Genomic DNA, 24,363 nt, shown 5'->3' with positions numbered 1-24,363 from the left:
CCGCCCGAATGCTTCTCGCCGCTCTGCTGGCCGCGGCACTCGCCGGCTGTTCGGCCGCTCCGGAGGAGCAGCCCGCCGACGCCGCACCCGCCCCGGCTCCGGTGATCGACCGCGCCGCGCCGCCGTTATCGGCGTCGACGACCATCACCGACCCGCACGGCCAGCAGCTCAGCCTGCCGAAAGCGCCGGAGCGGATCGTCTGCCTGAGCGGGCTCTGCGACGACATGCTGGTCGAGCTCGGCATGACACCGGCAGGAACGAGCAACCCGGACCTGCTCGCGCATCCCGCGCTGATGGGGGAGCGGGCCAAGACCGTTCCGGTCGTGCAGGGCAGCTTCGGCTCCGAGGACGTCGAGAGCATCGCGGCACTGCGGCCCGACCTCGTGATCGGCCTCTCCGGGGTGCACGACGCACTGCGCCCCGCGATCGAGGGATTCGCCCCGCTGTGGCTGACCGAGCCCGCCGACTGGCAGGAATCCGTCGAGTACCTGCGGAATCTGGGCTCGCTGACCGGACGCACCGAGCAGGCCGTGACCGCGGAGGCGGCCTTCCGCGCCAAGCTCGCCGACGCCGTGCAGGCCACCCGCGCGAGCGGGCAGGCAGGCCGCAAGGTCGTGCTGATGTACGGCAGCGCCGAGTCGATCGGCGTGGACACCCGCGATTCGCTCAAGGGCGATCTGCTGGCCCAGCTGTTCAACTACCCCTTCCCGGCCCAGGGCGCCGACGTCGAGACCGCCAGCAACTACAGCGTCGAGGACCTGCTGGCGAAGCAGCCCGACGTCGTGCTGGCCTACTCGCTGCTGTTCTCGGCGGAGGACCGCACGCTCAGCGCGCAGCTCGCCGACAACCCGGTGTGGCAGCAGATCCCGGCGGTGCAGGAGCAGCAGGTGCACGAAGTGCACGCCAAGCTCTTCGGCTCCGGCCGCGGCACCCGGAGCCTGGCGGCGATCATCGACGAAGCCGCGGAACTGGTGCCCGCGGCCCGATGAGCGCACTGATCCGGCGCGGTGACTGGCTTCTCGCGGGTGTCCTCGCAGTGGTGCTGGTCGCCGCGTCGTTGATGCTCGGCGAGCCGTTCGTGGGCGTGAACCGCCTTCCGCACGCGCTGACCGCCGACGGCGGTGTCGAGCACACGGTGGTGGTGTTGCTGCGCGCACCGCGAGTGGTGCTCGCCGTGTTCGCCGGAGCGCTGCTGGGCGTCGCCGGCCTGCTGCTGCAGGAATCCCTGCGGAATCCGCTGGCGGTGCCGGAAATGCTCGGCGTGTCCAGCGGTGCGGCAGCGGCCGTGGCGGGATGCGTCGCGTGGGGTGTGTCGGTTCCCGGAGCTCCGCTCGTGCCCGCGCTGGCGGGTTCGGCGATCGGTGGCGCCATCACGATGCTGGCCGTGCGCGGGGTGCGCGACCGGGCGGCGGTGCTGCTCATCGGCGCGGCCGTCAGCGCCGGGCTGCACGCGGTGATGCTGACGGCGCTGTCCCTGTCGGACTCGCGCGATCAGGGCGTCCTGGTGCGCTATCTGCTGGGCTCGCTGACGGGGACGACGTGGGAGACCGTCGCGACGATGGCGCCGGGACTGCTGATCGGCCTGCCGCTGGCCGCGTTGATGATCCCGGCGCTCGGCGTGCTCCGGCTCGGCGACGACACGGCCGCTGCCCTGGGCGCCTCCCCGGCCCGGGCGCGCGCTGCGACGCTGGCCGTCGGCTGCCTGCTCACCGCAGTGGTGGTCGGGCCGTGCGGGCCGGTGGCCTGGGTCGGCTTCCTCGCGCCGCAGCTCGGCCGTTGGCTGCGCCCGCGCGCCACGCACCGGTCGTGGCTGCTGTGGTCGGCCGCGCTGGGCGCGCTGCTGGTGGTCGCGGCCGACCTGCTGGCGCGAACGGTGCTGCACCCGGTCGAACTGCCGGTGGGTGGGCTGACCGCGGTCGTCGCGATCTGCGCCGGTGTGCTGCTCCTGCTGCGCCGCAAGGTGTCGGTGGTGGCGCGGTGATCCAGCGGATTCCCCGCCCGCTGCGGCTGTTCGCGCTGCTCGGCGCAGTGCTGGTCCTGGCTTCGGCGCACCTCGCGACCGGATCGACGACTTCAGTCGCGGAGACCTTGGCCGCGGTGTTCGGCCACTCGGACCGGCTGACCGCGCAGATCGTCCACGACCTGCGGATGCCGCGGGTGCTCGTCGGTGCCGGAGCCGGCATGTGCCTGGGCATGGCCGGTGTCGTGCTGCAGGCCGTGCTGCGCAATCCGCTGGCCTCACCGGATGTGACCGGAGTCGGTTCGGGGGCGGTGCTGGGCGCGGTGGCCGCGACGCTGATCGGCGGCGATTTCACCTCTCCCACCCGGATGATCCTGGTGGCGGTGGTCGGGGGCACGCTGGGCGGCGCGGTGCTGTGGCTGGTCGCGATGCGGGCGGGCACCGATCCGGTGCGCTTGGTAGTGATCGGCGTGATGGTCTCGGCGGCGTTCAGCGGCGGCAGCATGGTGCTGCTCACCGCGCGTCCCCAGCTGACCGGATCGATGACGCAGTGGCTGATCGGCTCGCTCAACGGCCGCACCTGGGCGCACTGGTCGGCGTTGTGGCCGTGGCTGCTCACGGCCGCGGTGGCCGGGCTGCTGGTGTCCGCGGTGATCCAGCTGCTGTCGGTCGACGACGACCACGGGCACGCCGTCGGCCTCGCGGTTTCGCCTTGGCGCAGCGCGGTTCTGCTGGTCGCGGTCGTGCTCACGGCGGTTGCGATCGCCTCGGTCGGCGCGATGGCCTTCGTGGGGCTGCTCGCCCCGCACGCCGCGCGCGCGTTGTTCGGCGCCGACCTGCGCTTCGCCCTGCCCGCGGCCGGGATGCTCGGTGCCGCAGCGGTGTGCGGCGCGGACGTCGTGGCCCAGACCGTCACGTCGTGGGCCGCCGATCCCTCGCGCGCCGGTGTTCCCACCGGTGCGGTGACCGCGGTGCTCGGCGCGGTGGTCCTGATCCGGGTGGCCAGGCGTACTTCGAACAGCGGAGGAAACTGATGAGCGCCTTGCAGGCCCACGAGGTCACCGTCCGCTTCGGCGACAGGGTGGTCCTCGGCGGCGTCGATCTCGCGGTCTCCGAGGGCGAATGGGTGGCGCTGGTCGGCCGCAACGGCTGCGGCAAGACGACGTTGCTGCGGGCTCTCGGCGGGCTGCACGCCCCGGACGCCGGCGAAGTGCTCGTGCGCGGCCGGGCGCTGCGCGCGTTGTCCCGCCGCCAGATCGCCCGCGAGATCGCGGTGCTGCCGCAGTCGATGCCATCGGTGCCCGGTCTCACCGTCCGGCAGCTGGTGCGCCAGGGCCGGTACGCGGTGCGCGGGCCGCTCGGGATGCTCGCCGGAGGCGACGACGCGCAGGTGCGCGAGGCGATGGCGGTCACCGGCGTCGAATCCTGCGCCGACGAGCTGGTCGACCGGCTCTCCGGCGGCGAGCGCCAGCGCGTGCGACTGGCGCTCGCGCTCGCGCAGGACACCTCAATCCTGCTGCTCGACGAGCCGACCACCTACCTGGACATCGGCCACCAGCTGGAAGTCCTCGAACTGGTCCGCCGCCTGCAGCACGAGCGCGGGCTCAGCGTGGTGACCGTGCTGCACGACCTGGAACAGGCCGCCCGCTACGCCGACCGCGTCGTCGCCCTCCGCGACGGTGCGGTCCACACCGAGGGCCCGACCGCCGAGGTCGTCGACGCGGAGCTGCTGGCAGCGGTGTTCGGCGTGTCCGGCCGGGTCTGGCTCGACGAGCTCACCGGAAGGCCGCTGTGCACCTACGATTCGGTGCACGCCGAGCAGTAGCCCGGCGACACGTCCGGATGGCAGCATGTCGAGGCATGACGCGGTCGTTCACCCTGGTCCAGCTCCGCTACTTCTGCGCGGTGGCCGAGCTGGAGAACATGACGGCCGCGGCCGCCGCGCTCAACGTCACCCAGTCCACGCTGTCCTCCGCGGTCGCCCAGCTCGAACAGGTCATGGGCACACCGCTGTTCACCAGGCTCCCGCGCCGCGGGCTGCGGCTCACGCGCGCCGGCCGGCGCCTGCGCGAGAGCGCCCTGCTGCTGCTGGAGGACGCCGACCAGCTGCCGGGCACGGTCCGCGAAGAGGGGCCGGTGCTGGCCGGTGACCTCACCGTCGGCGTGTTCGGGCCGCTCGCTCCGTTCCGGGCCTCGGTCATCCTGGAGGAGTTCGAGCGCGAGCACCCCGGCGTCGCCCTGTCGTTCCTGGAAGGCGATCAGGAATTCCTCCGCCGGGCGCTGCGCGACGGCAAGTGCGAGCTCGCGCTGATGTACGACCTCGGTCTCGGCGGCGAGCTGCCGCGCCGCGTGCTGCGACGGGTCCCGCCGCACGTCATCGTCTCGCCGGAGCACCCGCTGGCCGCCGCTCCTGGGCAGCCGGTGAGCCTGCGCGAGCTGGCCGCCGAACCGCTGATCCTGCTGGACCTGCCGCACAGCCGGGAGTACTACCTCAGCCTCTTCAAACTCCTCGGCGTGGCACCGAAGATCCGCCACCGCGCCAGCGGGTACGAGACGGTCCGGTCGTTCGTCGCCCGCGGGCACGGCTACTCGGTGCTCAACCAGCGGCTGCCGCACGACCTCACCTACGCGGGCAGCCCGGTGGTGCCGCTGCCCGTCGCCGAGGAGCTGCCGCCGATCGAAGTGCTGCTCGTGCGACCGGGCGGCACCCGGCCCACCCTCAAGTCGAAGGCCTTCGAAGAGATCTGCCTGCGCGTCTACGGCGTGACCACGTGATCGGCACATGCCCCGTCGTTCTTGCGCCGCGCAGAACGCGAACTCGAGCGAGCACAGCGGGAACTCGTCCCGCGAGCAGAAGGGCTCGAACAACCGCGCCTAGGTTTCCCGCATCCGGGATCTGAGCACGTCGAATTCGCACCCCGGCGCGTCCGGGTCGAAGCCGTGCTCGATCAGCCAGCGCGACGCCAACAGGCTGCGCAGTGACCACCAGGCGCGGATCACGTCCCGGTCCGCACCCGGGCCGTAACCGGCGAGCAGGTCGTCCAGGCGTTCCTCGTGCCCGAGCGTCAAGGTGGCGAGGTCGAACATGGCGTCGCCGGGGGCGGCCTCGGACCAGTCGATGACGCCGGTGACCTCGTCGCCGTCGACGAACACGTGCGTGATCTGCAGGTCGCCGTGGATGAACACCGGTTTCCACGGCCGGAGCGCGGCTTCGGCGATCTCGCGGTTGCGCCGGACCACCTCGGCGGGCAGAACGGAGTTGGCGAGCAGCCATGCGCACTCTCTGTCGAGCTCCGCCGCCACGTCGTCGAGCCTGCGCCCCGGCCACGGCGGCAACGGCGCATCGTGCAGCCGCCGTATGGCGGCACCCGCCGCAGCCCACGCCGCTGGCGACGCGGCCGACGGTTCGCCGAGGATGCCGAGCGCCTTGCCGGGCACGGCGGCGATCGCGAGCACGGGCGGCTCGCGCCAGAGGATCGCCGGGGTCGGTACCGGCGCCATGGCCATTGCCCGCACCTCGACGTCGGCGTGCGCCGGGTCGCCGTCGACCTTCAGGAACACCTCGCCGACGCGCAGCGTCGCGCGCTGGCAGTGGGCGACGACGACTTCGACCTCTTCCACACCGGCCATCCTGTCGCGGATGGCAGCCGATGTCGCCGGATTTCCGGATGGCGGGACCGGCAGCGTCGTTTCCATCGACTGAGCCGATCGTGCAGTTGCGGTCGAATCTGTTGGACACCTCGCGTGCGGCTGCTGAGCATGGTCACACCTGCGACGCCTTCGTCGCCCCGCCTCTCGTTGGGAGCAGCCAGTTGAGGACGAGCGAGCACGGCACCCGCGGTAGAGCACCGACCCGCCCCACGGGCGTCCAGAAGCGCGTTCTCGCGGGTGGCAGCGTCGGGCAGTTCATCGAGTTCTACGACTTCACCCTCTACGGCCTGTCCGCGGTCACCCTCGCCGCGCTGTTCTTCCCCGGGGACAGCCAGCTGGCGAGCATGCTGTCCACGTTCGCCACCTTCGGCGTCGCCTTCTTCGTCCGGCCGCTGGGCGGGCTCTTCTTCGGTGCGCTCGGCGACCGCATCGGGCGGCGCAAGGTCCTCTACACCACGCTGCTGACCATCGGCGGGGCGACCACGCTGATCGGCTTGCTGCCCACCTACGCCACGATCGGCGCCGCGGCACCCGCGCTCCTGGTGCTGTGCCGCCTCGCGCAGGGCTTCTCCGCGGGCGGTGAATCCGTCGGCGCACCGGCGTTCGTGTTCGAGCACGCGCCGCTGGACCGGCGCGGTTTCTGGCTCTGCATCACGATCTCGGCGACGGCGCTGCCCTCCGTGGTCGGCGGCACCCTGATCTTCGTGCTCTCGCAGGCGCTGAGCCCCGAGGACTTCCTGTCCTACGGCTGGCGCATCCCGTTCCTGCTGGCGCTGCCGCTGGCCTTCATCGGCCTGTGGATCCGCAGCCGGACCGAGGAGAGCCCGGCGTTCCAGCAGGTGCTCCGGAAGGCCGAGCACCGCGAGCACTCCCCGGTCCGGGAAGCGTTCCGGGAGAACAAGGTCCGCATGCTGCAGGTCATCTTCGTGATGGGCCTGACCGCGCTGGGCTTCTACTTCCTCAGCGGCTACTTCGTGTCCTACCTCCAGGAGACCGGCCTCAGCCGTGAGGCGTCCCTGGTGACCAACGCGGCGGCGATGCTGCTCTACGCCCTGCTGCTGCCCGTCGGCGGCATCATCGGCGACCGCGTCGGGCGCAAACCCATGCTGATCGCCGGCTCGCTGGCCCTCGCAGTGCTGGCCGTGCCGTCGTTCACCCTGGTCACCAGCGGTTCCCTCGGCCTCGCACTGCTCGGGCAATCCCTGTTCGTGCTGTGCCTGATCACCTACGGCGGCGGCTGCTACGCGTTCTTCGTCGAGATCTTCACGACCCGGACGCGGTTCACCTCAGCCGCGGTGAGCTACAACGTCGCTTACGCGGCATTCGGCGGCACGGCGCCGTTCATCGGCACCTACCTGGTCGGCAGCACCGGGTGGGAGTCCGCGCCCGGCTGGTACATGGCCGCTGCCGCGCTGATCGTTCTCGTCCTGCTGGTCACCACCCGGGTTCCCGAGACCCGGCGGCGCGTCGATGTGGAGGTCGCCCGATGAGCACCGAAGCCTTCCTGACCGATTTCCACCAGGTGGCCGCGATCGGGGCCACCCCGGCCGGTGGCGTCGAGCGCCAAGCGGCCACCCCGGAGGACAAGCAGCTGCGGGACTGGTTCACCGCGTTCGCCGCGGAACGGGGCTGGCCGGTCCGGGTCGACTCCATCGGCAACCTGTTCGCCCTCGTCGAGTGGCGGCCCGGCGCCGACTACGTCCTGGTCGGATCGCACCTGGACAGCCAGCCGCTCGGCGGCCGGTTCGACGGCGCCTACGGCGTGATCGCCGCCCTGCACGCGGCCGACCGGCTCGCCGCGCGGGTCGCGGGGGGCGAGCCGCCGAAGTACAACCTGGCCGTCGTCGACTGGTTCAACGAGGAGGGCAGCCGGTTCGCGCCGTCGATCATGGGCAGCTCGGTCTTCGCCGGGCTGATGGACGAGCAGGAGATGCTGCGGGTCACCGATCCCGACGGCATCACCGTCGCCGAAGCGCTGGACGCCATCGGCTACCGCGGCACCGACGAGCGGCCGAAACCGGCGGCCTACGCCGAGATCCACATCGAGCAGGGGCCGGTGCTCGAGCGCGAGGGCATCGCGCTCGGCGCGGTGGACCGCAGCTGGTACACCCAGAAGCTGGACGTGGAGGTGCTGGGGGAGCAGTCGCACACCGGCGCGACCGCGATGGCCGACCGCCGGGACGCCCTGGTAGCCGCGTCCAAGGTCGTGGTGCTCGTCCACGACGTCACCGCGGACTTCGAACCGGAGTCGATCGTGTCCTCGGTCGGCTACCTGACCCTCGAACCGAACTCGCCGATCGTGGTGCCCCGCCGCGTCCACCTCGTCGCCGACATCCGGGCCAACGCGCCGGAGATCGTCCAGCAGGCCCGCGAGCTGCTGCTGGAGCGGATCGCGGCGGTGGCCCGCGAGCACGACCTGACCATCGAGGTCCGGGACTTCGACGTCCGCCCGGTCCAGCACTTCCCGGAGCAGGGCCTGGAGATCGCCGAGAAGGTGGCCGCCGATCTCGGGGCGGGCATCCGGCGGATCAACACCATGGCCGGGCACGACTCGGTGGCCATGAACCGCATCGTCCCGGCGCTGATGCTGTTCATCCCCTCCATCGACGGGGTGAGCCACTGCGAGCGCGAGTACACCAGCGACGACCAGATGGCCATCGGGGTCGACGCACTCACCGAGGCGACCTGGGAACTCCTCCAGGGCGGGTTGGAGGCGGAGCGGTGACGGAGCTGACCCACCTCGACGCGGTCACCGCGCTGCGGGCCTTCCGCGGCCTGGAGCTCTCACCGGTGGAACTGCTGGACGCCCTCATAGCCCGGATCGAACGGGCCAACGGCGACCGGCAAACCGGTGTCAACGCCTTCACCGAGACGCTGTTCGACGAGGCGCGCGCCGAAGCGAAGCTCGCGGAATCGGCCTACCTCCGCGCGGCTCGCGCCCAGGAACCCACCGCACCGCTGCTCGGAATTCCGGTGGCGGCCAAGGAACGGCACAGCCTCGCCGGACGACGGATCGAGCAGGGGCTGGCCGCGCACGCCGGACGCGTGGCCGAGGTGGACCACCCGGTGATCGAGCGCATCCAGCGCGCGGGCGGGATCGTGCATGCGCGCACGACCACACCGGAGTTCAGCTGCGCGACGGTGACGCACAGCGCGATGTGGGGCGTGACCCGCAACCCGTGGAACCTGGACGCCACGCCGGGCGGCTCCTCCGGCGGCGCGGGCGCCGCCCTGGCCGCGGGCATGACGACGCTGGCGACCGCATCCGACATCGCCGGTTCGACGCGAGTGCCCGCGGCGTTCACCGGGACCGTCGGTTACAAGGCGCCGTACGGCCGGATACCGGGTCTCCCGCCGCTGAGCGCCGACTGGTACCGAGGGGACGGGCCGATGGGGCGCACGGTGGCCGACACCGCTCTGCTCGCTTCGGTGATGTCGGGACGGCATCCCGTCGACCACACCTCGTGGGGCCCGGAGGGCGTGCCGATCGTGCTGCCGGAAGACCCGGTCGACGCGTTGCGCGGCATCCGGATCGGATTCTCCCCGGATCTGGGCGCTTTCCCGGTCGAACCAGAGGTCGAAGCGGCCACCGCGGATGTCGTCGCCCGGCTGGAGAAGGCCGGTGCCGTCGTCGTGCCCGTCGACCTGCCGTGGACCGGCGAGCAGGTGGTGCGCACGATCTTCGCCCACTTCGGCCAGATCCTGGCTCCGGCCATGACCCGGGAAGCGGGCGCGGTGACGGAGCTGGCGCCGTACGCCCAGCGCTTCATCGCCGATGCCCGCCGCGCGGCCGAGCGCGACGATCTCGTCAACTCCTTCGTCCTCGACGCCGCCATGCAGCGCGAACTGGCCGCCGCGATGGCCGGCGTGGACGTGCTGCTGTGCCCGACCAACGCGGTCACCGCCCTGACGGCCGACGACAACTACCTCGACGGCATCGACATCGCCGGACATCACCGGGAGCACTACTGGGCGGCGCACCTGACCAGTCCGTTCAACGTCGCCAACCGGTGCCCGGTGCTGGCGGTGCCCAGCGGCACGGCGAGCAACGGAGTCCCGACCGGAGTCCAGGTCGTGGGCCACCCGTTCGACGAAGGAGCGGTGTTCCGGGTGGGGGCGGGGATCGAAGCCCTCGTGCCGCGAAAGCCGTGGCCGGACCTGGTTGGTTGACCGCGGCCACGCCCGAACCCTTCGCCACGACCGGAGTTCCAGCCGCGGCGGATTCTGACGGGAGCTAGATCTCGCGTCGTCTCCGGCGCGGCTTGGAGCGCGTCTGCTGGCAGGCGCGGTGGCTGGTGAACGCCGCATGAGTCTTGGGCGTCGCCATGTTGTCCCTCGGCCGAGAGTCGTGGAGCGACGCTAGGCGGTGGGGGAGGGCGTCGCGGAATCCTGCTGGCGCGCAGCGGGTTCGGCGGGTGTTGTCCGGCTGTTCGGCCGGAGCATCTGAAGGACGACAAGCGCGCGAGCGGCTCGCTTGTCGCGCGCGATGATCGCTGTGGCACCGGCGAGGACGGTGAGCACCGCCGTCGGTGCGAAGCGGAGCACCAGCAGGACCACGGCGACGGAAACGGGCGCGCCAACGATGTAGGTCAGGGCGGACATCACGCGTTCTCCCTCGGTCGGGCGCAGGAGCACGCCGACGGCGTGTCCCAGCGCCTGCTGAAGAGGAACGCCTGCACCTCCACGGCCAACCGGTCCCCCGTTGCCGGTCACCGAGTCAGGAACAGACGATCTCGGACGTCGCCAGTGTGCCACCGCCCGCGCGAGCCGGGTACGTCCGATCGGCTGCATCGGGAACAGCACGACTACACGCTTGTGTAGCAGACTGTTCGTGCGTATAGTCGGCGGTGGAGGTGGTCATGACCGAACCCGAGGACCTCACCGCTCGTGCGCGGATCCGGGATGCCGCGCTGCGGCACTTCGGCGAGCACGGCTTCGACCGGGCGACGATCCGCGGGATCGCCGAGACGGCCGGGGTGTCGTCGGGCTTGGTGCGTCACCACTTCGGCTCCAAGGAAGCGCTGCGCGACGCCTGCGACGCGCACCTGGCCAAGGCGCTCGGCAAGATCAACGACCAGGTCAGGGCCGACAGCAGCCCGGGCGACGTCAACTACGTCGCGGTCGCCGGAGCGGTCTTCGGGCCCTACCGCAGCTACGTCCTGCGCGCCCTGACCGAGGGCCGTGCGGCGCCGGTGTTCGACGAGCTGGTGCGGCTCGGGGCGCAGTGGCTGGCCGAAGCCGACGAAAAGCGTTCCGATGCACCGGAAGTGTCGCGCGAGGCCAGGGCGACGGTGGGCGCTGCGATGGCGCTGTCCGTCGCGGTGCTCCACGAGCACGTGTCGCGCGGGCTCGGCGTCGAGGTGTTCAGCCCGGAGGGCGCCGACTTGCTGGCCCGCGCCCTGCTCGACATCTACTCCCACCCATACCTCAGCCCGGAGGAAGCGGCCGAGATGCGAGACCGCTTGCCGCAGGGCGGAAAGTGATCCGGATGACGGCTCCGATCGAGATACGCGGACTGGTCAAGGCGTTCGGCCGCACCACCGCGCTGGACGGGCTCGACCTCACTGTGACCGCCGGCGAGGTGCACGGCTTCCTCGGGCCGAACGGCGCGGGGAAGAGCACCACGCTCCGGATCCTGCTCGGCCTGCTGCGCGCGGACGCGGGCACCGCCAGGCTGTTCGGCGGCGACCCGTGGCGCGACGCGACCGAGCTGCACTCCAGGCTGGCTTACGTGCCCGGGGACGTGACGCTGTGGCCGGGTTTGTCCGGCGGTGAGGTCATCGACCTCCTGATGCGGGAGCGCGGCCCGGCCGCACGCGCGCGCCGGGCGGAGCTGATCGAACGCTTCGGCCTGGACCCGCGGACCAAGGTGCGCGCCTACTCCAAGGGCAACCGGCAGAAGGTGGCGCTGATCGCCGCGTTCGCCTCGGACACCGAGCTGATGGTCCTCGACGAACCCACCTCGGGCCTGGACCCGTTGGTGGAGCAGGTCTTCCGGGAGGTCGTGCGCGAACAGCGCGGCGTCCGGACGGTGCTGCTGTCCAGCCACGTCCTGACCGAGGTCGAGGAGCTGTGCGACCGGGTCACCATCATCCGCGCCGGGCGCACGGTCGACACCGGGAGCCTCGCCGAGCTGAGGCACCTGGCCCGCACCTGCGTCGAAGCCGAGGTCTCCGGGCCGCCCGCCGCGCTCGCCGACCTGCCCGGTGTGCACGACCTGCGGGCCGACGGCGACGTGGTGCGCTTCGAGGTCGACGCGGCCGCGCTCGGCCCGGCGTTGCGACAGCTCGACGGCCTCGGCGTCCGCCGCCTCGTCAGCCGGCCACCGACATTGGAGCAGCTGTTCCTGCGCCACTACGACGAGGCGGTGGCGCGGTGAACGCCGGAGCACCGGTACTGGTCCGGCTCGCGCTGCGGCGCGAGCGCGGCATCGCGCCGTGGTGGATCCTGCTGCTCGTCGTGCTGGCCCTGGTGCTGGTCTCCTACATCACCCGGGCCATGCCGACCCCGGAGCGGATGGCCGAGTACGCCGAGCTGATCAACCGGAACAGCTTCTTCCGCGCGCTGGGCGGCGGATTCGTCGTCCCCGACCTCGGCTACCTCGCGGCCTGGCGCAGCGGCGGCTTCCTCTACGCGTTCAGCGCGCTCGCCGCCGTGCTCGCCGTCGTCCGGCACACGCGCGCCGACGAAGACGCCGGGCGCATCGAACTGCTGCGCGCGGGCACGGTCGGCCGTTGCGCGCCGCTGACCGCTGCGCTGCTCGTGGCGGGCGGTGTCAGCCTCGCCGGTGGTGGCGCGACGGCGATCGCGCTGATCGGGATCGGCATGGAGCCGGCCGGATCGCTGGCCTACGGCGCGGCCGTCAGCGCGGCCGGATGGCTCTTCGGCGCGATCGGAGCGGTGTTCGCCCAGCTCACCCGCACGGCGCGTACCGCGCGAGCGCTGGGCCTGTACGTGCTCGGAGCGGCATATGTGCTGCGCTACGCCGGTGACGCGTCCGGACTGCTCTGGATGAAGTGGGCTTCTCCGCTCGGCTGGATCCACGCGGTGGAGCCGTACTGGAACGATCGCTGGTGGATGCTCGCGATCCCGCTCTCGGTGAGCGCGGTGCTGGTCGTCACCGCCTACCGCCTGGCCGACCGCCGCGACCTCGGCGCCGGGATGTTGCCGGAGCGCCGCGGCCCGGCCGCCGCACCAGGCCTGCGCGGCCCGATCAGCCTGGCGTGGCGGTTCCAGCGCGACCTGCTGCTCAAGTGGGGCATCGCGATCGCCGTCGCGGCTGCCGGTGCGGGCGGGGTCAGCACGATGCTGAACCAGTGGACGCAGGCTCCCGGCGTCACGACGGACAACCTGCTGCGGGCCTTCGGCGGCAGTCCCGGCGCGGGCCTCGTCGATTTCGGCCTCTGGGCGATGATCCTGATCTTCGCCCACGTCATCGCGCTGTACCCGGTGCTGGTGGTGCAGCGGATGCGCGCCGAGGAGCGCTCCGGACGCGCTGAGCTGGTGCAGTCCACGACGCTGACCCGAACCCGTTGGGCCGCAGGGCATCTGGTCGTCCTGGGCATCAACACGGCAGTCCTGCTCGCGGTCGCGGGCGGCGTGTTCGGCACGCTCTTCGCGGTCCTCGTCGGTGATCCCGCCTCCGACATCCCGCGCGTCCTGGCGGCAACGCTGGGAACTCTCCCCGCGGTCTGGCTGGTGGGAGCGATCTGCATGCTGGCCTACGGAGCGGTCCCGCGCGCCTCCACTGCCCTCGCCTGGGCCGTGTGGACGGCAGTGGCGGTGCTGGGCCGAGCCGCGGGGCCGCTGTACGGGAACTGGGGCGGCAGCCCGCTCGAACCCTTCCACCACATCCCGAACACGCTCGCCGGAGCGCCCTTCGACCCGGCCCCGGCCCTGGTCATGGCCGTCTTGTCGGCGCTGCTGATCGGCACCGGTCTGGTCGCCCTGCGCCGCCGCGACTTCGGTTGAGCCGCGGCCTCAGCGCAGTTCGGCGACGGCTCCGTAGCCGTTGGCCGGGCTCTCCCCGGTCGGCGACGGCCAGTGGTTGATCGGGGTGAGCCCGGGTTCGACCAGTCGGCAGCCGTCGAGGAGCGCGGCGATCTGCTCGCGATCGCGCAGCACCAGCGGTGTCTTCGTGCTGCGGTAGATGCTCTGCCCGCGGTGGGACTCGCTTTCGGTCATCGTGATCGTCGCCGCGTGCGACAGCGCCGTGAAGCTGCCGGCTGGGCAGGCATCGCAGTAGGTGCGCAGGATCCGGGCGGGCTCGTCCGCGTCGGGCAAGAAGTGCAGGATCGCCACGGCCAGCACCGCCACCGGCCGGGAGAAGTCGAGCAGCCCGGCCACACCCGGAGCGGCCAGGACCTCCGCCGGGTTGCGGATGTCCGCCTGGGTGACGCTGACGTCGGGTTCGTCGGCCAGCAGCGCGCGGGCGTGCGCGACCGCGACGGATTCGTGGTCCACGTAGGCGATCCTGGCGCGCGGGTTGTGCTGGTGGGCGATCTCGTGGACGTTGCCGACCGTGGGAACTCCCGATCCCAGGTCGAGGAACTGGTCGATGCCCCGCTCGCAGAGGTATCGCACCACCCGGCCGAGGAACTCCCGGTTCATCCGCGCGAACCGGCCGATCTCCGGGGTGACCGCGAGCGCCCGCTCGGCGGCCTCGCGATCGACGGCGAAGTTCGCCGCTCCGCCGAGGTAGTAGTCGTACATCCGCGCCACGTTCGGCACCGAGGTGTCCACCCGCGCTCCGGCGGTGCCGGGCACCGGTTCCTCGTGGTCGGGTCGGTCCGTCATCGAGCCTCCAGCTGCCGGGTCTGCGACACCCTAGCGGCCGCGCGGCGCCGGGAGTCGGACATTCGCCGAGCGCGAGGCTGACGGCACCACGGGTGCGCGGAGGTCGAGCGCGGCGAGCTCCCGGCGCCTCCGGCCGCGCGCGGTCATTCCCGTTGCGGCGGCAGCGGATTCTCCATCGGAACGCCGTCCGCGGACAGCGGCGGTGCGGGCAGGTCGGCGCTCGAGGTGAGCGGCGCGGCGCCCTTCAGCGCCCGGCCGGCCGGTTCCTTGAGGTACAGGGTGCTCAGGAGCCCGATCGCTCCTGCTCCGATGAGGTAGTAGCCGGGCCAGTCGAGGTTTCCGGTCGTGGTCACCGCTATGCCGATGACCGTGGGCGCGGTGCCCGCGAACGCCGACACGAACACGTTGAAGATGATGGCGAGGCTGCCGTACCGGACGAAGGTGGGGAAGAGCGCGGGCAGCGTCGACGGGGTCACCGCGGCGAAGCAGAGCAGCGCGAACCCCATGATCATCAGGCCGATCAGCTGGCCGGGGAGCCCGGCGCGCAGCAGCCACACGGCGGGCAGGCCGAGCAGGATCAGCGTGACGCTGCCGGTGAGCAGGACCGGCTTGCGGCCGATGCGGTCGCTGAGCTGTCCGGTGAAGACGATGACGCAGAGCATCGCGAGCATGACCAGCACCTGCAGCGCCGTCGACAGCGCGTCGCTGGTCCCGCTCTGGCCGTGGCCCGGCAGGGTCCGCGTCAGGTAGGTGGGCACGTAGTTGGTCAGGACGTAGTTGGTGGTGTTCCAGGCGACGATCAGGCCACCGGCGACCAGCGCCGCCGACCGGCACCGGGTCAGCAGGATCTGGAACACGCGCCGCAGCGCCATGGTCGCCATCGCCGGAGAGCGCTCCATCAGCTGCCGGAACGCGGGGGTCTCCTCCAGCCGCAACCGGAGGTAGATCCCGATGACGCCGAGGGGCAGGGCGAGCATGAAGGGCACTCGCCACCCCCAGGCCAGCAGGTGCTCCTCGGGCAGCACCGACACCAGGACCGCGGACACACCGGCGCCCAGCGCGTAGCCGATCAGCGTGCCGAATTCCAGCCAGCTGCCGAAGAAACCGCGCCGCCGGTCGGGCGCGTACTCGGCGATGAGCGTCAGCGCGCCGGTGTACTCGCCGCCCGCGGCGAAGCCCTGCAGCATGCGGATGAACAGCACGATCAGCGGAGCCGCGATGCCGATCGCGCCGTAGTCGGGGACGAGCCCGAGCAGGGCGGTCGCGATCGACATCAGCAGGATGGTGGCGGCGAGGACCCTGGTGCGGCCGATCCGGTCGCCCAGCGGCCCGAAGACGACCCCGCCGAGCGGGCGCACCACGAACGCCGCGGCGAACGTGCCCAGGGTGAGCACCGCCGCCCACTCGCCGGCATCGGGGAAGAACACCCGGTCCAGGGCGACCGCGGCGAGGTAGGAGTAGATCCCGAAGTCGTACCACGAGGCGATGTTGCCCAAGGTCGCCGCCGTCGTCGCCCGGCGGATCGTCTGCGCGTCCTCGATGGCCAGCTCGCCGCCCACGCCGCGAGGCACGGGCGGCCCGTTCACCCGGCCGCTCCGCTCTGCCCGGTGCTCGACCTGGCCGAACCGAGGGGCTGACGCATGATCACCTCTTGATCCATACGACTGATATATCTGTTCAAGCTAACGGGGATGCCAGGTGTGGTCAAGGGTTTCCCACGTCCGCTACGGGCCGGCCAGGCGGCGCAGCCGGTCCTGGATCTCCTCGGCCGCCCGGGTGAGAACCCTTGCCACGTCGGGGAAATCGGCCGTCCGGAGATGCGCGCCGTCGGCCGACGCGGTCAGCACGCCGGCCAGGCGTCCGCCCGGGCCGCGCACCGGAACCGCGACCGAGTGCAGGTCGTGCTCGAACTCACCGCTCGCCGCGGCCCACCCGCGGTCGCGAACCCGGTTCAGATCCGCCATCAGGGTGCCGCGCGAGGTGACGGTTCTCGGGGTGAACCGCTGCAGCGGCGTCCGCAGGACCTCTTCGAGCTCCGCGAACCCGAAGCTCGCCAGCAGCACCTTCCCGCTCGCGGTCGCGTGCAGCGGCATGCGGAGGCCGATCCAGTTCCGCTCGGTGCTCGGCTCCTGCACCACCGTCGTCGCGCCGCCGCTCTCGAGGACGCTCAGGCTCACCGTCCCGTGCAGCTCCGCCGCCAGCCGGACGCAGATCGGCCGGCTCTCCCGCGCGATGTCCAGCTGGGCGGCGGTCGCCCCGGCGAGCCGGACGATGCCGAACCCGAGCTGGAACTTCCCGCGAGAGCCCGTCTGCTCGACGAACCGGAACTTCTCCAGCGCGGTCATCAGCCGGGACGCGGTGGACTTGTGCACCCCCAGCTCGCGGGCCAGCTCGGTGACGCCGGCCGGCCCGCGCTGGGCCAGGAGCACGAGCATCGACAGGGCCCGGTCCACGGCTTGGGTGGGTGTCCGGGGCTCGGCGGCGGCTGCGTCCTTGCCGTTGTTGTGCATGTTGCAACTCCGAACTCGCGGCGAGCTGATCTCGGTTTGGCCAATTGACGGGAAACGATGAGTGCCGGATGCTCTGTTGCGAATCACACGTCGTGTTCCGCAATCAGCAACAGGAGCAACGATGATCTTAGTTGGCGCGGTGTCCGACATTCCGGTCGGAGAGTCTGTACGTGTGCAGGGCAGCGTGGCAATCGCGGTGTTCAACGCGGATGGCACCTTCTACGCGATCGATGACACGTGCACCCATCAGGATGCTTCGCTGTCGGACGGCTGGCTCGAGGACTGCGCGGTCGAGTGCCCGTTGCACGCCGCTTGTTTCGACCTGCGCACCGGGAAGCCGAGCGGGCCGCCCGCGCGCAAGCCGGTGCGGACGCACGAGGTGGTCATCACCGACGGGCAGGTCTACGTGCTCGAGACGGTGGAAGTCGGGGCGGAAGTCGCCGGAGCGCTCGCGGAAGAGGTCCGATGATGCGGACGATCGCTGTTGTCGGGGCTTCCCTGGCCGGGCTCACCGCCACCCGCGCTCTGCGAGATCAGGGCTTCGAAGGGCGGATCGTCGTGATCGGCGAGGAGGCCCGCGCGCCCTACGACCGCCCGCCGCTGTCCAAGGAGTTCCTGGCCGGGAAGTTCTCGGAAGCCGACCTGGAGCTGTCCACGCCCGAGGACGACGCGCTGGAGGCGGAGTGGCGGCTCGGGCGCACCGCGACCGGACTCGACACCGGTGATCGAGCGGTGGTCCTCGACGACGGCGAGCGGATCGCGGCCGACGGCGTGGTGGTCGCGACGGGTGCCCGGGCGAGGAGCCTCCGCGGCGAGCTGCCGGACGGCGTGCACACGCTCCGCACGTTCGACGACGCGGTGGCGTTGCGCGAGGAGCTGGTCCCGGGCGCGCGCCTGGTGATCATCGGGGCGGGGTTCATCGGTTCCGAAATCGCCTCGACCGCAGTGGGTTTGGGTGTCGAGGTCGACGTCGTCGAAGCCGCGCGCGTGCCGTTGCTGAAGCCGCTCGGCGCCGAGATGGGCGAGGTCTGCGCAGGTCTGCACGCCACCGAGGGCGTGCGGCTGCACACCGGCGCGATGCTCGCCGAGCTCGTCGGTGGCGAGCGGGTGACGGCCGTCCGCCTGTCCGACGGGCGCGAGCTCCCCGCCGACGTGGTGGTGGTCGGCATCGGAGCCGAGCCGTGCGTGGAGTGGCTGCACGGGTCGGGTGTCGATCTCGACGACGGTGTCGTCACCGACGCGCAAGGTGCCACCAACGTGCCCGGCGTCTTCGCGGTCGGCGACTGCGCCAACTCCCATCGCAACTACCTCGGCTCTTCGCGGCGCTTGGAGCACTGGACCAACGCCGTGCAGCAGCCGGTCGCCGCGGCGTCCGCGCTCCTCGGCCGGAGCTACGAGCCGCCGGCGCACCACGAGGTGCCGTACTTCTGGTCGGACCAGTACGGCCACAAGATTCAGTTCGCCGGTCACCGCACCGAGGGCTCCCGGATCGAAGTGCTCGAGGGCAGCCTCGAAGCGCTCGACTTCCTCGCGCTCTACCGGGGCCAGGACGGAAACCCGGAAGCCGTTCTCGCGATCGACCGCGCTCGCCCGTTCGGGCGGTGGCGCCGCCAGCTGGCCGGATCCATGCCGGCGTTGCGCTGATCGAAGCCAGCCTCTCACCGGTGCGCCGGCCCGCCGGGCCCGCGCCGACTTCCCATCGCCGCACCGCAGCAGGAAAGGACCGTTCGTGAGTTCCGTCGAAGTTCACAGCCAGCAGCAGCCGGAACCCGCCTCCAGCCTGATCCCGACCTTGCCGGGGTCGCACTACACCGATGAAGCGGTCTTCGAGCTCGAGAAGTCCCGGATCTTCCAGCGTCACTGGTTCGCCGCGGCCCGCTGCAGCGACATGCCCACCCCGGGCAGCTTCCGCAACGTCGACGTCGGCGGCGAGAGCGTGCTGATCGTGCGGGGCCGCGACGGCGCGCTGCGCGCCTTCCTCAACGTCTGCCGGCACCGCGGCGCGCGGCTGTGCGTCGAGGAGTCCGGAACGGTCCGGCGCTCCCTGCAGTGCCCGTACCACGCGTGGACCTACGGCCTCGACGGCAAGCTCGTCGCGGCTCCGAACCTGAACTCCATGAACGACGTGAACCGCGACGAGTACGGGCTGATCGGCGTCGCCCTGCGCGAATGGCTCGGCACCGCCTGGGTGTGCCTGGCCGACGAGCCACCGTCCTTCGAGGACACCGTGCAGAGCGCGGTCACCGCCAGGCTGGGCGATGCTGGCACGATCGACGGCTGGGGGATCGACGACCTGGTGGTCGGCCGCCGGATCACCTACGACGTGAAGGCGAACTGGAAGCTCATCGTCGAGAACTTCATGGAGTGCTACCACTGCGCGACGATCCACCCGGAGCTGACCGAGGTGCTGCCGGAGTTCGCCGACGGGTACGCGGCGCAGTACTTCGTGGGGCACGGGGCGCAGTTCGGCGAGGAGATCACCGGGTTCACGGTGGACGGTCAGGGCGGGTTCGACACCCTCTCCGGCGTCGACGAGGACCACGACCGGCGCTACTACGCGATCACGATCAACCCGCAGGTGTTCATCAACCTCGTGCCGGACCACGTGATCTTCCACCGGATGTACCCGCTGGCGGTGGACCGGACGATCGTGGAGTGCGACTGGCTCTACACGCAGGAGGTAGTCGACAGCGGGGTCGACCTCTCCCGCTCGGTGGAGCTGTTCCACCGGGTCAACCAGCAGGACTTCGACGCCTGCGAGCGCTGCCAGCCGGCGATGTCGTCGAGGGCCTACGCCGACGGCGGTGTGCTGGTCCCGAGCGAGCACCACATCGGTGAGTTCAGGGACTGGGTGACCTCGGCGATCTCGGGCTGATCCCGGGAGAACAGCCGCGAGTCCGGATTCGCTGATCTGGCGTCCACTGCGGTCTGGACTGATATACCAACCGTATGTCAAGCTGCGGGTCGCGGTCCGCGTCCCGATCGGCGGACCGGACTCGCGACGTCGCTCGACGAACTGATCTCCCCGCCACCGCCCGGCTCGCCGGCCTTCCGGAACGAGCAGGAAGAAGGAGAAGAACCGTATGTCGCAAGAAGTCCGCGGAGTTGTCTCGCTCGCGCAGGGCAAGCCCGTCTCCGTCGAGACGATCGTGATCCCGGACCCGGGCCCCGGCGAGGCCGTGGTGCGGGTGCAGGCGTGCGGGGTGTGCCACACGGACCTGCACTACCGCGAGGGCGGGATCAACGACGAGTTCCCCTTCCTGCTGGGGCACGAGGCCGCCGGCGTGGTGGAGTCGGTCGGCGACGGCGTCGTGAACGTCGCTCCGGGCGACTACGTGATCCTGAACTGGCGCGCGGTCTGCGGGCAGTGCCGCGCCTGCAGCAAGGGCAAGCCGCAGTACTGCTTCGACACGCACAACGCGACGCAGAAGATGACGTTGGCCTCCGGTCAGGAGCTGAGCCCGGCGCTGGGCATCGGGGCGTTCGCGGAGAAGACCCTGGTGGCCGCGGGGCAGTGCACCAAGGTCGACCCGCGCGTCGATCCGCAGGTGGCCGGATTGCTCGGCTGCGGCGTGATGGCCGGGATCGGTGCCGCGATCAACACCGGTCAGGTGGGCCGGGGTGATTCGGTGGCGGTGATCGGCTGCGGCGGCGTCGGCGACGCGGCCATCGCCGGGGCCGAGCTCGCGGGAGCGAGCACGATCGTGGCGGTGGACCGCGACCCGCGGAAGCTGGACAAGGCCCGGGAGTTCGGTGCCACCCACTTCATCGACGCGCGGGAGACCGATGTGGTCGAGGAGATCCGCAACTGCACCGGCGGGTTCGGCGCCGACGTGGTGATCGACGCGGTCGGGCGCCCGGAGACCTGGAAGCAGGCGTTCGAGGCCCGGGACCTGGCCGGGACCGTGGTGCTCGTCGGCGTCCCGACGCCGGACATGATGGCGCCGGAGCTGCCGCTGATCGAGTACTTCGGCCGCGGTGGCGCGCTCAAGTCGTCGTGGTACGGCGACTGCCTGCCCTCCCGCGACTTCCCGGCGCTGGTCGACCTGCACCTGCAGGGCCGGCTGCCGCTGGAGAAGTTCGTGACCGAGGAGATCTCGCTGGACGACGTGGAAGGCGCCTTCGAGAAGATGCACCGCGGTGACGTGCTGCGCTCGGTGGTGGTCCTGTGAGCCCCGTCGAGCACCTGATCACCTCCGGCACCTTCTCCCTCGACGGCGGGACCTGGGAGGTCGACAACAACGTCTGGATCGTCGGCGACGATCGCGAGGTCCTGGTCATCGACCCGGCGCACGACGCCGAGGCGATCGCCGCGCAGGTCGGTGATCGGCGGGTGACGGCGATCGTGTGCACCCACGCGCACGACGACCACGTCAACCAGGCTCCGGCGCTGTCCGAGCGGTTCGGGGCGCCCGTCCTGCTCAACCCGGACGAAGCGCAGCTGTGGAAGCTGACCCACCCGGACCGCCGGCCGGACGGCGAACTGGCGGCGGGGCAGACCCTCACCGTCGCGGGCATCGACCTGCACGTCCTGCCGACGCCGGGGCACTCGCCGGGCTCGACCTGCCTGCACGTGCCCGAGCTGGGGATCGTGTTCACCGGGGACACCCTGTTCCAGGGCGGGCCCGGCGCCACCGGCCGGTCCTACTCCAGCTTCGACACGATCATCGACTCGATCAGCCGCACGCTGCTCGCCCTGCCCGGGGAGACGACGGTCCACACCGGACACGGCGGATCGACCACCATCGCGGCGGAGGCGCCGCACCTGGAGGAGTGGATCGCCCGGGGCCACTGAGCCCGCCGGCGACCGCGACGAGCAGTTCCGGGGCCGTTGACCACTGCGGCAGCGGTCCCGAACTCGACCACCAACTGATATATCAATTGACCAACACGGGAGGTCGGCGGCATGTCCGTAACGGTTGATCGTCGAGGGGCGCCGAGCGCCGGGAGCGCGCTCGGGGTGCCGCTGGCGGAGGCGGATCCGGAGGTCCACGCGGCCGTCACCCGGGAAATGGCCCGGCAGCGCGGCACGCTGGAGATGATCGCGAGCGAGAACTTCGCACCGCTGAGCGTGATGCAGGCGCAGGGCTCGGTGCTGACCAACAAGTACGCGGAGGGCTACCCGGGCCGTCGCTACTACGGCGGCTGCGAGAACGTCGACGAGATCGAGCAGCTGGCGATCGACCGCGCGAAGGCGTTGTTCGGCGCCGATTTCGCGAACGTGCAACCGCATTCCGGCGCCCAGGCGAACTCCGCGGTCATGGCCGCGCTGCTGGAACCGGGCGACACCTTCCTCGGCCTGGACCTCGCGCACGGCGGGCACCTGACGCACGGCATGCGCCTGACCTTCTCGGGGAAGTACTTCGACGCGGTGGCCTACCACGTGCGGGAGGACGACCACCTCGTCGACATGGCCGAGGTGGAGCGGCTGGCGAAGGAACGCCGCCCCAAGCTGATCATCGCCGGGTGGTCGGCCTACCCGCGGCACCTGGACTTCGCGGAGTTCCGCCGGATCGCCGACGAGGTCGGCGCTTACCTGATGGTGGACATGGCGCACTTCGCCGGGCTGGTGGCGGCCGGGCTGCACCCGTCCCCGGTGCCGCACGCGCACGTGGTCACCTCGACCACGCACAAGACCCTCGGCGGTCCGCGCGGCGGGGTGGTGCTCGCGCAGGCGGAACTGGCGAAGAAGCTCAACTCCAGCGTCTTCCCCGGCTTGCAGGGCGGTCCGCTGGAGCACGTGATCGCGGGCAAGGCGGTGGCGTTCAAGCTCGCGGGCGGAGCCGACTTCCGCGAGCGGCAGGAGCGCACCCTGGCCGGGGCCCGGATCCTCGCCGACCGGCTCCTGGTGGAGCAGAACGTCGGAGTGGTCTCCGGCGGCACCGACGTGCACCTGGTGCTGGTGGACCTCCGCGATTCGGAGCTGGACGGGAAGCAGGCCGAAGACCGCCTGCACCGGGTCGGGATCACCGTGAACCGCAACGCGGTCCCGTTCGACCCGCGACCGCCGATGGTGTCCTCCGGGGTGCGCATCGGCACCCCGGCGCTGGCCGCCCGCGGCTTCGGCGACGAGGAGTTCACCGAGGTCGCCGACATCATCGCGCTGGCGCTGCGCCCCGAAACCCCGGAAGTCGGTCTCGACGCCCTGGCCGAACGCGTCGCCGACCTCGCCGAAAGCCGTCCCCTCTACCCGGAGCTGCTGGCATGAGCGCGAACACCCCGCCTCCCGGTGCGGAGCTGCCCGAGCACCCCGACTTCCTGTGGCGCAACCCGGAGCCGAAGAAGTCCTACGACGTGGTCATCGTCGGTGGCGGCGGGCACGGGCTGGCGACCGCGCACTACCTGGCGAAGAACCACGGCATCACCGACGTCGCCGTCCTGGAGAAGGGCTGGCTCGCGGGCGGCAACATGGCCCGCAACACGACGCTGATCCGGTCCAACTACCTGTGGGACGAGTCCGCGGCGATCTACGAGCACTCCCTGAAGCTGTGGGAGGGGCTGGAGGAGGACCTCGGGTACCCGATCCTGTTCTCGCAGCGCGGAGTGCTCAACCTCGCGCACACCGAGCAGGACGTCCGCGACTCCGTCCGCCGCGTCGAGGCCAACAAGCTCAACGGGATCGACGCCGAGTGGCTCGGGCCGGAGGAGGTCGCGCAGGTCTGCCCGATCGTCAACACCTCGGCGGACATCCGGTACCCGGTGCAGGGCGCGACCTACCAGCCCCGGGCCGGGATCGCCAAGCACGACTACGTCGCCTGGGGCTTCGCCCGCCGCGCCGACGAGGCCGGCATCGACCTGATCCAGGACTGCGAGGTCACCGGGTTCACCGTGGACGGTGACCGGGTGACCGGCGTGCGCACCACCCGGGGCGACATCGCCTGCGGCACCGTCGCGCTGTGCGCGGCCGGGCACACCTCGGTGCTGCTGGACATGCTCGGCGTGCGGACACCGCTGCAGTCGCACCCGCTGCAGGCACTGGTCTCCGAACTGCTGGAGCCGGTGCACCCGACCATCGTGATGTCCAACGCCGTGCACGTCTACGTCTCCCAGGCGCACAAGGGCGAACTGGTGATGGGCGCGGGCGTGGACTCCTACAACGGCTACGGCCAGCGCGGGGCGTTCCACATCATCGAGCGGCAGATGGCCGCGGCGGTCGAGCTGTTCCCGGTGTTCGCCCGGGCGCACCTGCTCCGCACCTGGGCCGGGATCGTCGACGTCACCCCGGACGCGAGCCCGATCGTCGGGCACACGCCGTACGCCAACGCCTACGTCAACTCCGGTTGGGGGACAGGGGGTTTCAAGGCCACGCCCGGGATCGGCTGGTGCTACGCGCACACCATCGCCAACGGTGAGCCGCACCCCTACGTCGCCCCGTTCAGCCTCGACCGCTTCACCACCGGCGCGCTCGTCGACGAGCACGGCGCCGCCGCCGTCGCCCACTGAGAC

General features: G+C 71.4%; 23 protein-coding genes. 18 read left to right on the top strand and 5 right to left on the bottom strand.

Going from position 1 to position 24,363, the window contains the following annotated elements; translation table 11 throughout:
- Positions 1 to 8: 8 nt before the first annotated feature.
- From ATL45_RS36255 to ATL45_RS36235, 5 genes are read left to right on the top strand one after another with little or no spacing between them, the layout of a single operon-like run.
- On the top strand, positions 9 to 989 hold the full coding sequence (locus ATL45_RS36255; RefSeq protein ID WP_170210447.1) for an ABC transporter substrate-binding protein: 981 nt from the start codon (positions 9 to 11) through the stop codon (positions 987 to 989).
- Entirely contained in the window at positions 986 to 1,981 is a 996-nt protein-coding gene (locus ATL45_RS36250) for a FecCD family ABC transporter permease (protein WP_093154635.1), read from the top strand. Before ATL45_RS36255 ends, ATL45_RS36250 begins: the two co-directional genes overlap by 4 nt.
- Positions 1,978 to 2,994 (top strand): FecCD family ABC transporter permease, encoded by a 1,017-nt coding sequence (locus ATL45_RS36245; RefSeq protein WP_093154637.1) that lies wholly within the window; start codon positions 1,978 to 1,980, stop codon positions 2,992 to 2,994. The genes ATL45_RS36250 and ATL45_RS36245 overlap by 4 nt, the downstream gene beginning before the upstream one ends.
- On the top strand, positions 2,994 to 3,785 hold the full coding sequence (locus ATL45_RS36240; protein WP_093154640.1) for an ABC transporter ATP-binding protein: 792 nt from the start codon (positions 2,994 to 2,996) through the stop codon (positions 3,783 to 3,785). The genes ATL45_RS36245 and ATL45_RS36240 overlap by 1 nt, the downstream gene beginning before the upstream one ends.
- A gap of 35 nt (positions 3,786 to 3,820) precedes the next feature.
- Positions 3,821 to 4,735 (top strand): LysR family transcriptional regulator, encoded by a 915-nt coding sequence (locus tag ATL45_RS36235; protein ID WP_093154642.1) that lies wholly within the window; start codon positions 3,821 to 3,823, stop codon positions 4,733 to 4,735.
- Between the two features lie 99 nt (positions 4,736 to 4,834).
- Here the strand turns inward: ATL45_RS36235 and ATL45_RS36230 are convergent, their stop codons facing one another.
- The gene (locus tag ATL45_RS36230) at positions 4,835 to 5,656 is read right to left on the bottom strand and encodes a phosphotransferase family protein (protein WP_211841379.1); all 822 of its coding nucleotides are present in this window, start codon (positions 5,654 to 5,656) and stop codon (positions 4,835 to 4,837) included.
- Between the two features lie 116 nt (positions 5,657 to 5,772).
- On the opposite strand from ATL45_RS36230, the gene ATL45_RS36225 reads away from it, so the two are divergent.
- Genes ATL45_RS36225 through ATL45_RS36215 form a run of 3 tightly spaced genes read left to right on the top strand, consistent with a single transcriptional unit; the run spans position 5,773 to position 9,781 of the window.
- Positions 5,773 to 7,101 carry an MFS transporter gene (locus ATL45_RS36225; protein WP_211841378.1) on the top strand — a complete coding sequence of 443 codons (1,329 nt, stop codon included), beginning with the start codon at positions 5,773 to 5,775 and terminating at the stop codon, positions 7,099 to 7,101.
- Complete coding sequence (locus ATL45_RS36220; protein ID WP_093154645.1) at positions 7,098 to 8,336, top strand: M20 family metallo-hydrolase; 1,239 nt, start codon at positions 7,098 to 7,100, stop codon at positions 8,334 to 8,336. Before ATL45_RS36225 ends, ATL45_RS36220 begins: the two co-directional genes overlap by 4 nt.
- The gene (locus tag ATL45_RS36215) at positions 8,333 to 9,781 is read left to right on the top strand and encodes an amidase (protein ID WP_093154647.1); all 1,449 of its coding nucleotides are present in this window, start codon (positions 8,333 to 8,335) and stop codon (positions 9,779 to 9,781) included. The genes ATL45_RS36220 and ATL45_RS36215 overlap by 4 nt, the downstream gene beginning before the upstream one ends.
- 189 nt (positions 9,782 to 9,970) lie before the next feature.
- Here the strand turns inward: ATL45_RS36215 and ATL45_RS36210 are convergent, their stop codons facing one another.
- Positions 9,971 to 10,213 (bottom strand): hypothetical protein, encoded by a 243-nt coding sequence (locus tag ATL45_RS36210; RefSeq protein WP_093154650.1) that lies wholly within the window; start codon positions 10,211 to 10,213, stop codon positions 9,971 to 9,973.
- Positions 10,214 to 10,470: 257 nt separating this feature from the next.
- Between ATL45_RS36210 and ATL45_RS40115 the strand changes: the two genes are divergently transcribed.
- The 3 genes from ATL45_RS40115 to ATL45_RS36195 are packed head-to-tail and all read left to right on the top strand — an operon-like array spanning position 10,471 to position 13,582.
- Positions 10,471 to 11,094 carry a TetR/AcrR family transcriptional regulator gene (locus ATL45_RS40115; RefSeq protein ID WP_093154652.1) on the top strand — a complete coding sequence of 208 codons (624 nt, stop codon included), beginning with the start codon at positions 10,471 to 10,473 and terminating at the stop codon, positions 11,092 to 11,094.
- A 5-nt stretch (positions 11,095 to 11,099) separates the two neighbouring features.
- Positions 11,100 to 11,990, top strand: a complete 891-nt coding sequence (locus tag ATL45_RS36200; protein ID WP_093154655.1) for an ABC transporter ATP-binding protein — start codon at positions 11,100 to 11,102, stop codon at positions 11,988 to 11,990.
- Positions 11,987 to 13,582 (top strand): ABC transporter permease, encoded by a 1,596-nt coding sequence (locus ATL45_RS36195; RefSeq protein ID WP_093154657.1) that lies wholly within the window; start codon positions 11,987 to 11,989, stop codon positions 13,580 to 13,582. The genes ATL45_RS36200 and ATL45_RS36195 overlap by 4 nt, the downstream gene beginning before the upstream one ends.
- A 9-nt stretch (positions 13,583 to 13,591) precedes the next feature.
- Here the strand turns inward: ATL45_RS36195 and ATL45_RS36190 are convergent, their stop codons facing one another.
- The 3 genes from ATL45_RS36190 to ATL45_RS36180 all read right to left on the bottom strand — a co-directional run bounded on the left by ATL45_RS36190 (position 13,592) and on the right by ATL45_RS36180 (position 16,917).
- Positions 13,592 to 14,407 carry an SAM-dependent methyltransferase gene (locus ATL45_RS36190; protein WP_093154660.1) on the bottom strand — a complete coding sequence of 272 codons (816 nt, stop codon included), beginning with the start codon at positions 14,405 to 14,407 and terminating at the stop codon, positions 13,592 to 13,594.
- 143 nt (positions 14,408 to 14,550) lie between these two features.
- A complete protein-coding gene (locus tag ATL45_RS36185; protein ID WP_093154662.1) occupies positions 14,551 to 15,993 on the bottom strand; it encodes an MFS transporter in 1,443 nt (480 codons plus the stop codon).
- 138 nt (positions 15,994 to 16,131) lie between these two features.
- Positions 16,132 to 16,917 carry an IclR family transcriptional regulator gene (locus ATL45_RS36180; protein ID WP_093154665.1) on the bottom strand — a complete coding sequence of 262 codons (786 nt, stop codon included), beginning with the start codon at positions 16,915 to 16,917 and terminating at the stop codon, positions 16,132 to 16,134.
- Positions 16,918 to 17,038: 121 nt separating this feature from the next.
- Here ATL45_RS36180 and ATL45_RS36175 point away from each other — a divergent pair, with 121 nt between their 5' ends.
- From ATL45_RS36175 to ATL45_RS36145, 7 genes are all read left to right on the top strand, one after another.
- Positions 17,039 to 17,386: a bifunctional 3-phenylpropionate/cinnamic acid dioxygenase ferredoxin subunit gene (locus ATL45_RS36175; protein ID WP_093154669.1), complete on the top strand. Its 348-nt coding sequence runs from the start codon at positions 17,039 to 17,041 to the stop codon at positions 17,384 to 17,386.
- Complete coding sequence (locus ATL45_RS36170; protein WP_093154958.1) at positions 17,386 to 18,561, top strand: NAD(P)/FAD-dependent oxidoreductase; 1,176 nt, start codon at positions 17,386 to 17,388, stop codon at positions 18,559 to 18,561. The genes ATL45_RS36175 and ATL45_RS36170 overlap by 1 nt, the downstream gene beginning before the upstream one ends.
- 85 nt (positions 18,562 to 18,646) lie before the next feature.
- The gene (locus tag ATL45_RS36165; RefSeq protein ID WP_093154672.1) at positions 18,647 to 19,792 is read left to right on the top strand and encodes an aromatic ring-hydroxylating oxygenase subunit alpha; all 1,146 of its coding nucleotides are present in this window, start codon (positions 18,647 to 18,649) and stop codon (positions 19,790 to 19,792) included.
- A gap of 208 nt (positions 19,793 to 20,000) precedes the next feature.
- Positions 20,001 to 21,089, top strand: coding sequence for an S-(hydroxymethyl)mycothiol dehydrogenase (locus ATL45_RS36160; RefSeq protein ID WP_093154674.1), 1,089 nt, complete (start codon positions 20,001 to 20,003; stop codon positions 21,087 to 21,089).
- A complete protein-coding gene (locus ATL45_RS36155; protein ID WP_093154677.1) occupies positions 21,086 to 21,712 on the top strand; it encodes an MBL fold metallo-hydrolase in 627 nt (208 codons plus the stop codon). Before ATL45_RS36160 ends, ATL45_RS36155 begins: the two co-directional genes overlap by 4 nt.
- A gap of 111 nt (positions 21,713 to 21,823) precedes the next feature.
- The gene (gene glyA / locus ATL45_RS36150) at positions 21,824 to 23,125 is read left to right on the top strand and encodes a serine hydroxymethyltransferase (protein ID WP_093154679.1); all 1,302 of its coding nucleotides are present in this window, start codon (positions 21,824 to 21,826) and stop codon (positions 23,123 to 23,125) included.
- Positions 23,122 to 24,360, top strand: a complete 1,239-nt coding sequence (locus ATL45_RS36145) for a sarcosine oxidase subunit beta family protein (protein WP_093154682.1) — start codon at positions 23,122 to 23,124, stop codon at positions 24,358 to 24,360. The genes glyA and ATL45_RS36145 overlap by 4 nt, the downstream gene beginning before the upstream one ends.
- Positions 24,361 to 24,363 lie beyond the last annotated feature (3 nt).

It is taken from the genome of Saccharopolyspora antimicrobica, assembly GCF_003635025.1.
Taxonomy (GTDB): Bacteria; Actinomycetota; Actinomycetes; order Mycobacteriales; family Pseudonocardiaceae; genus Saccharopolyspora; species Saccharopolyspora antimicrobica.
This window is presented reverse-complemented; position numbering and strand designations above follow the sequence as displayed.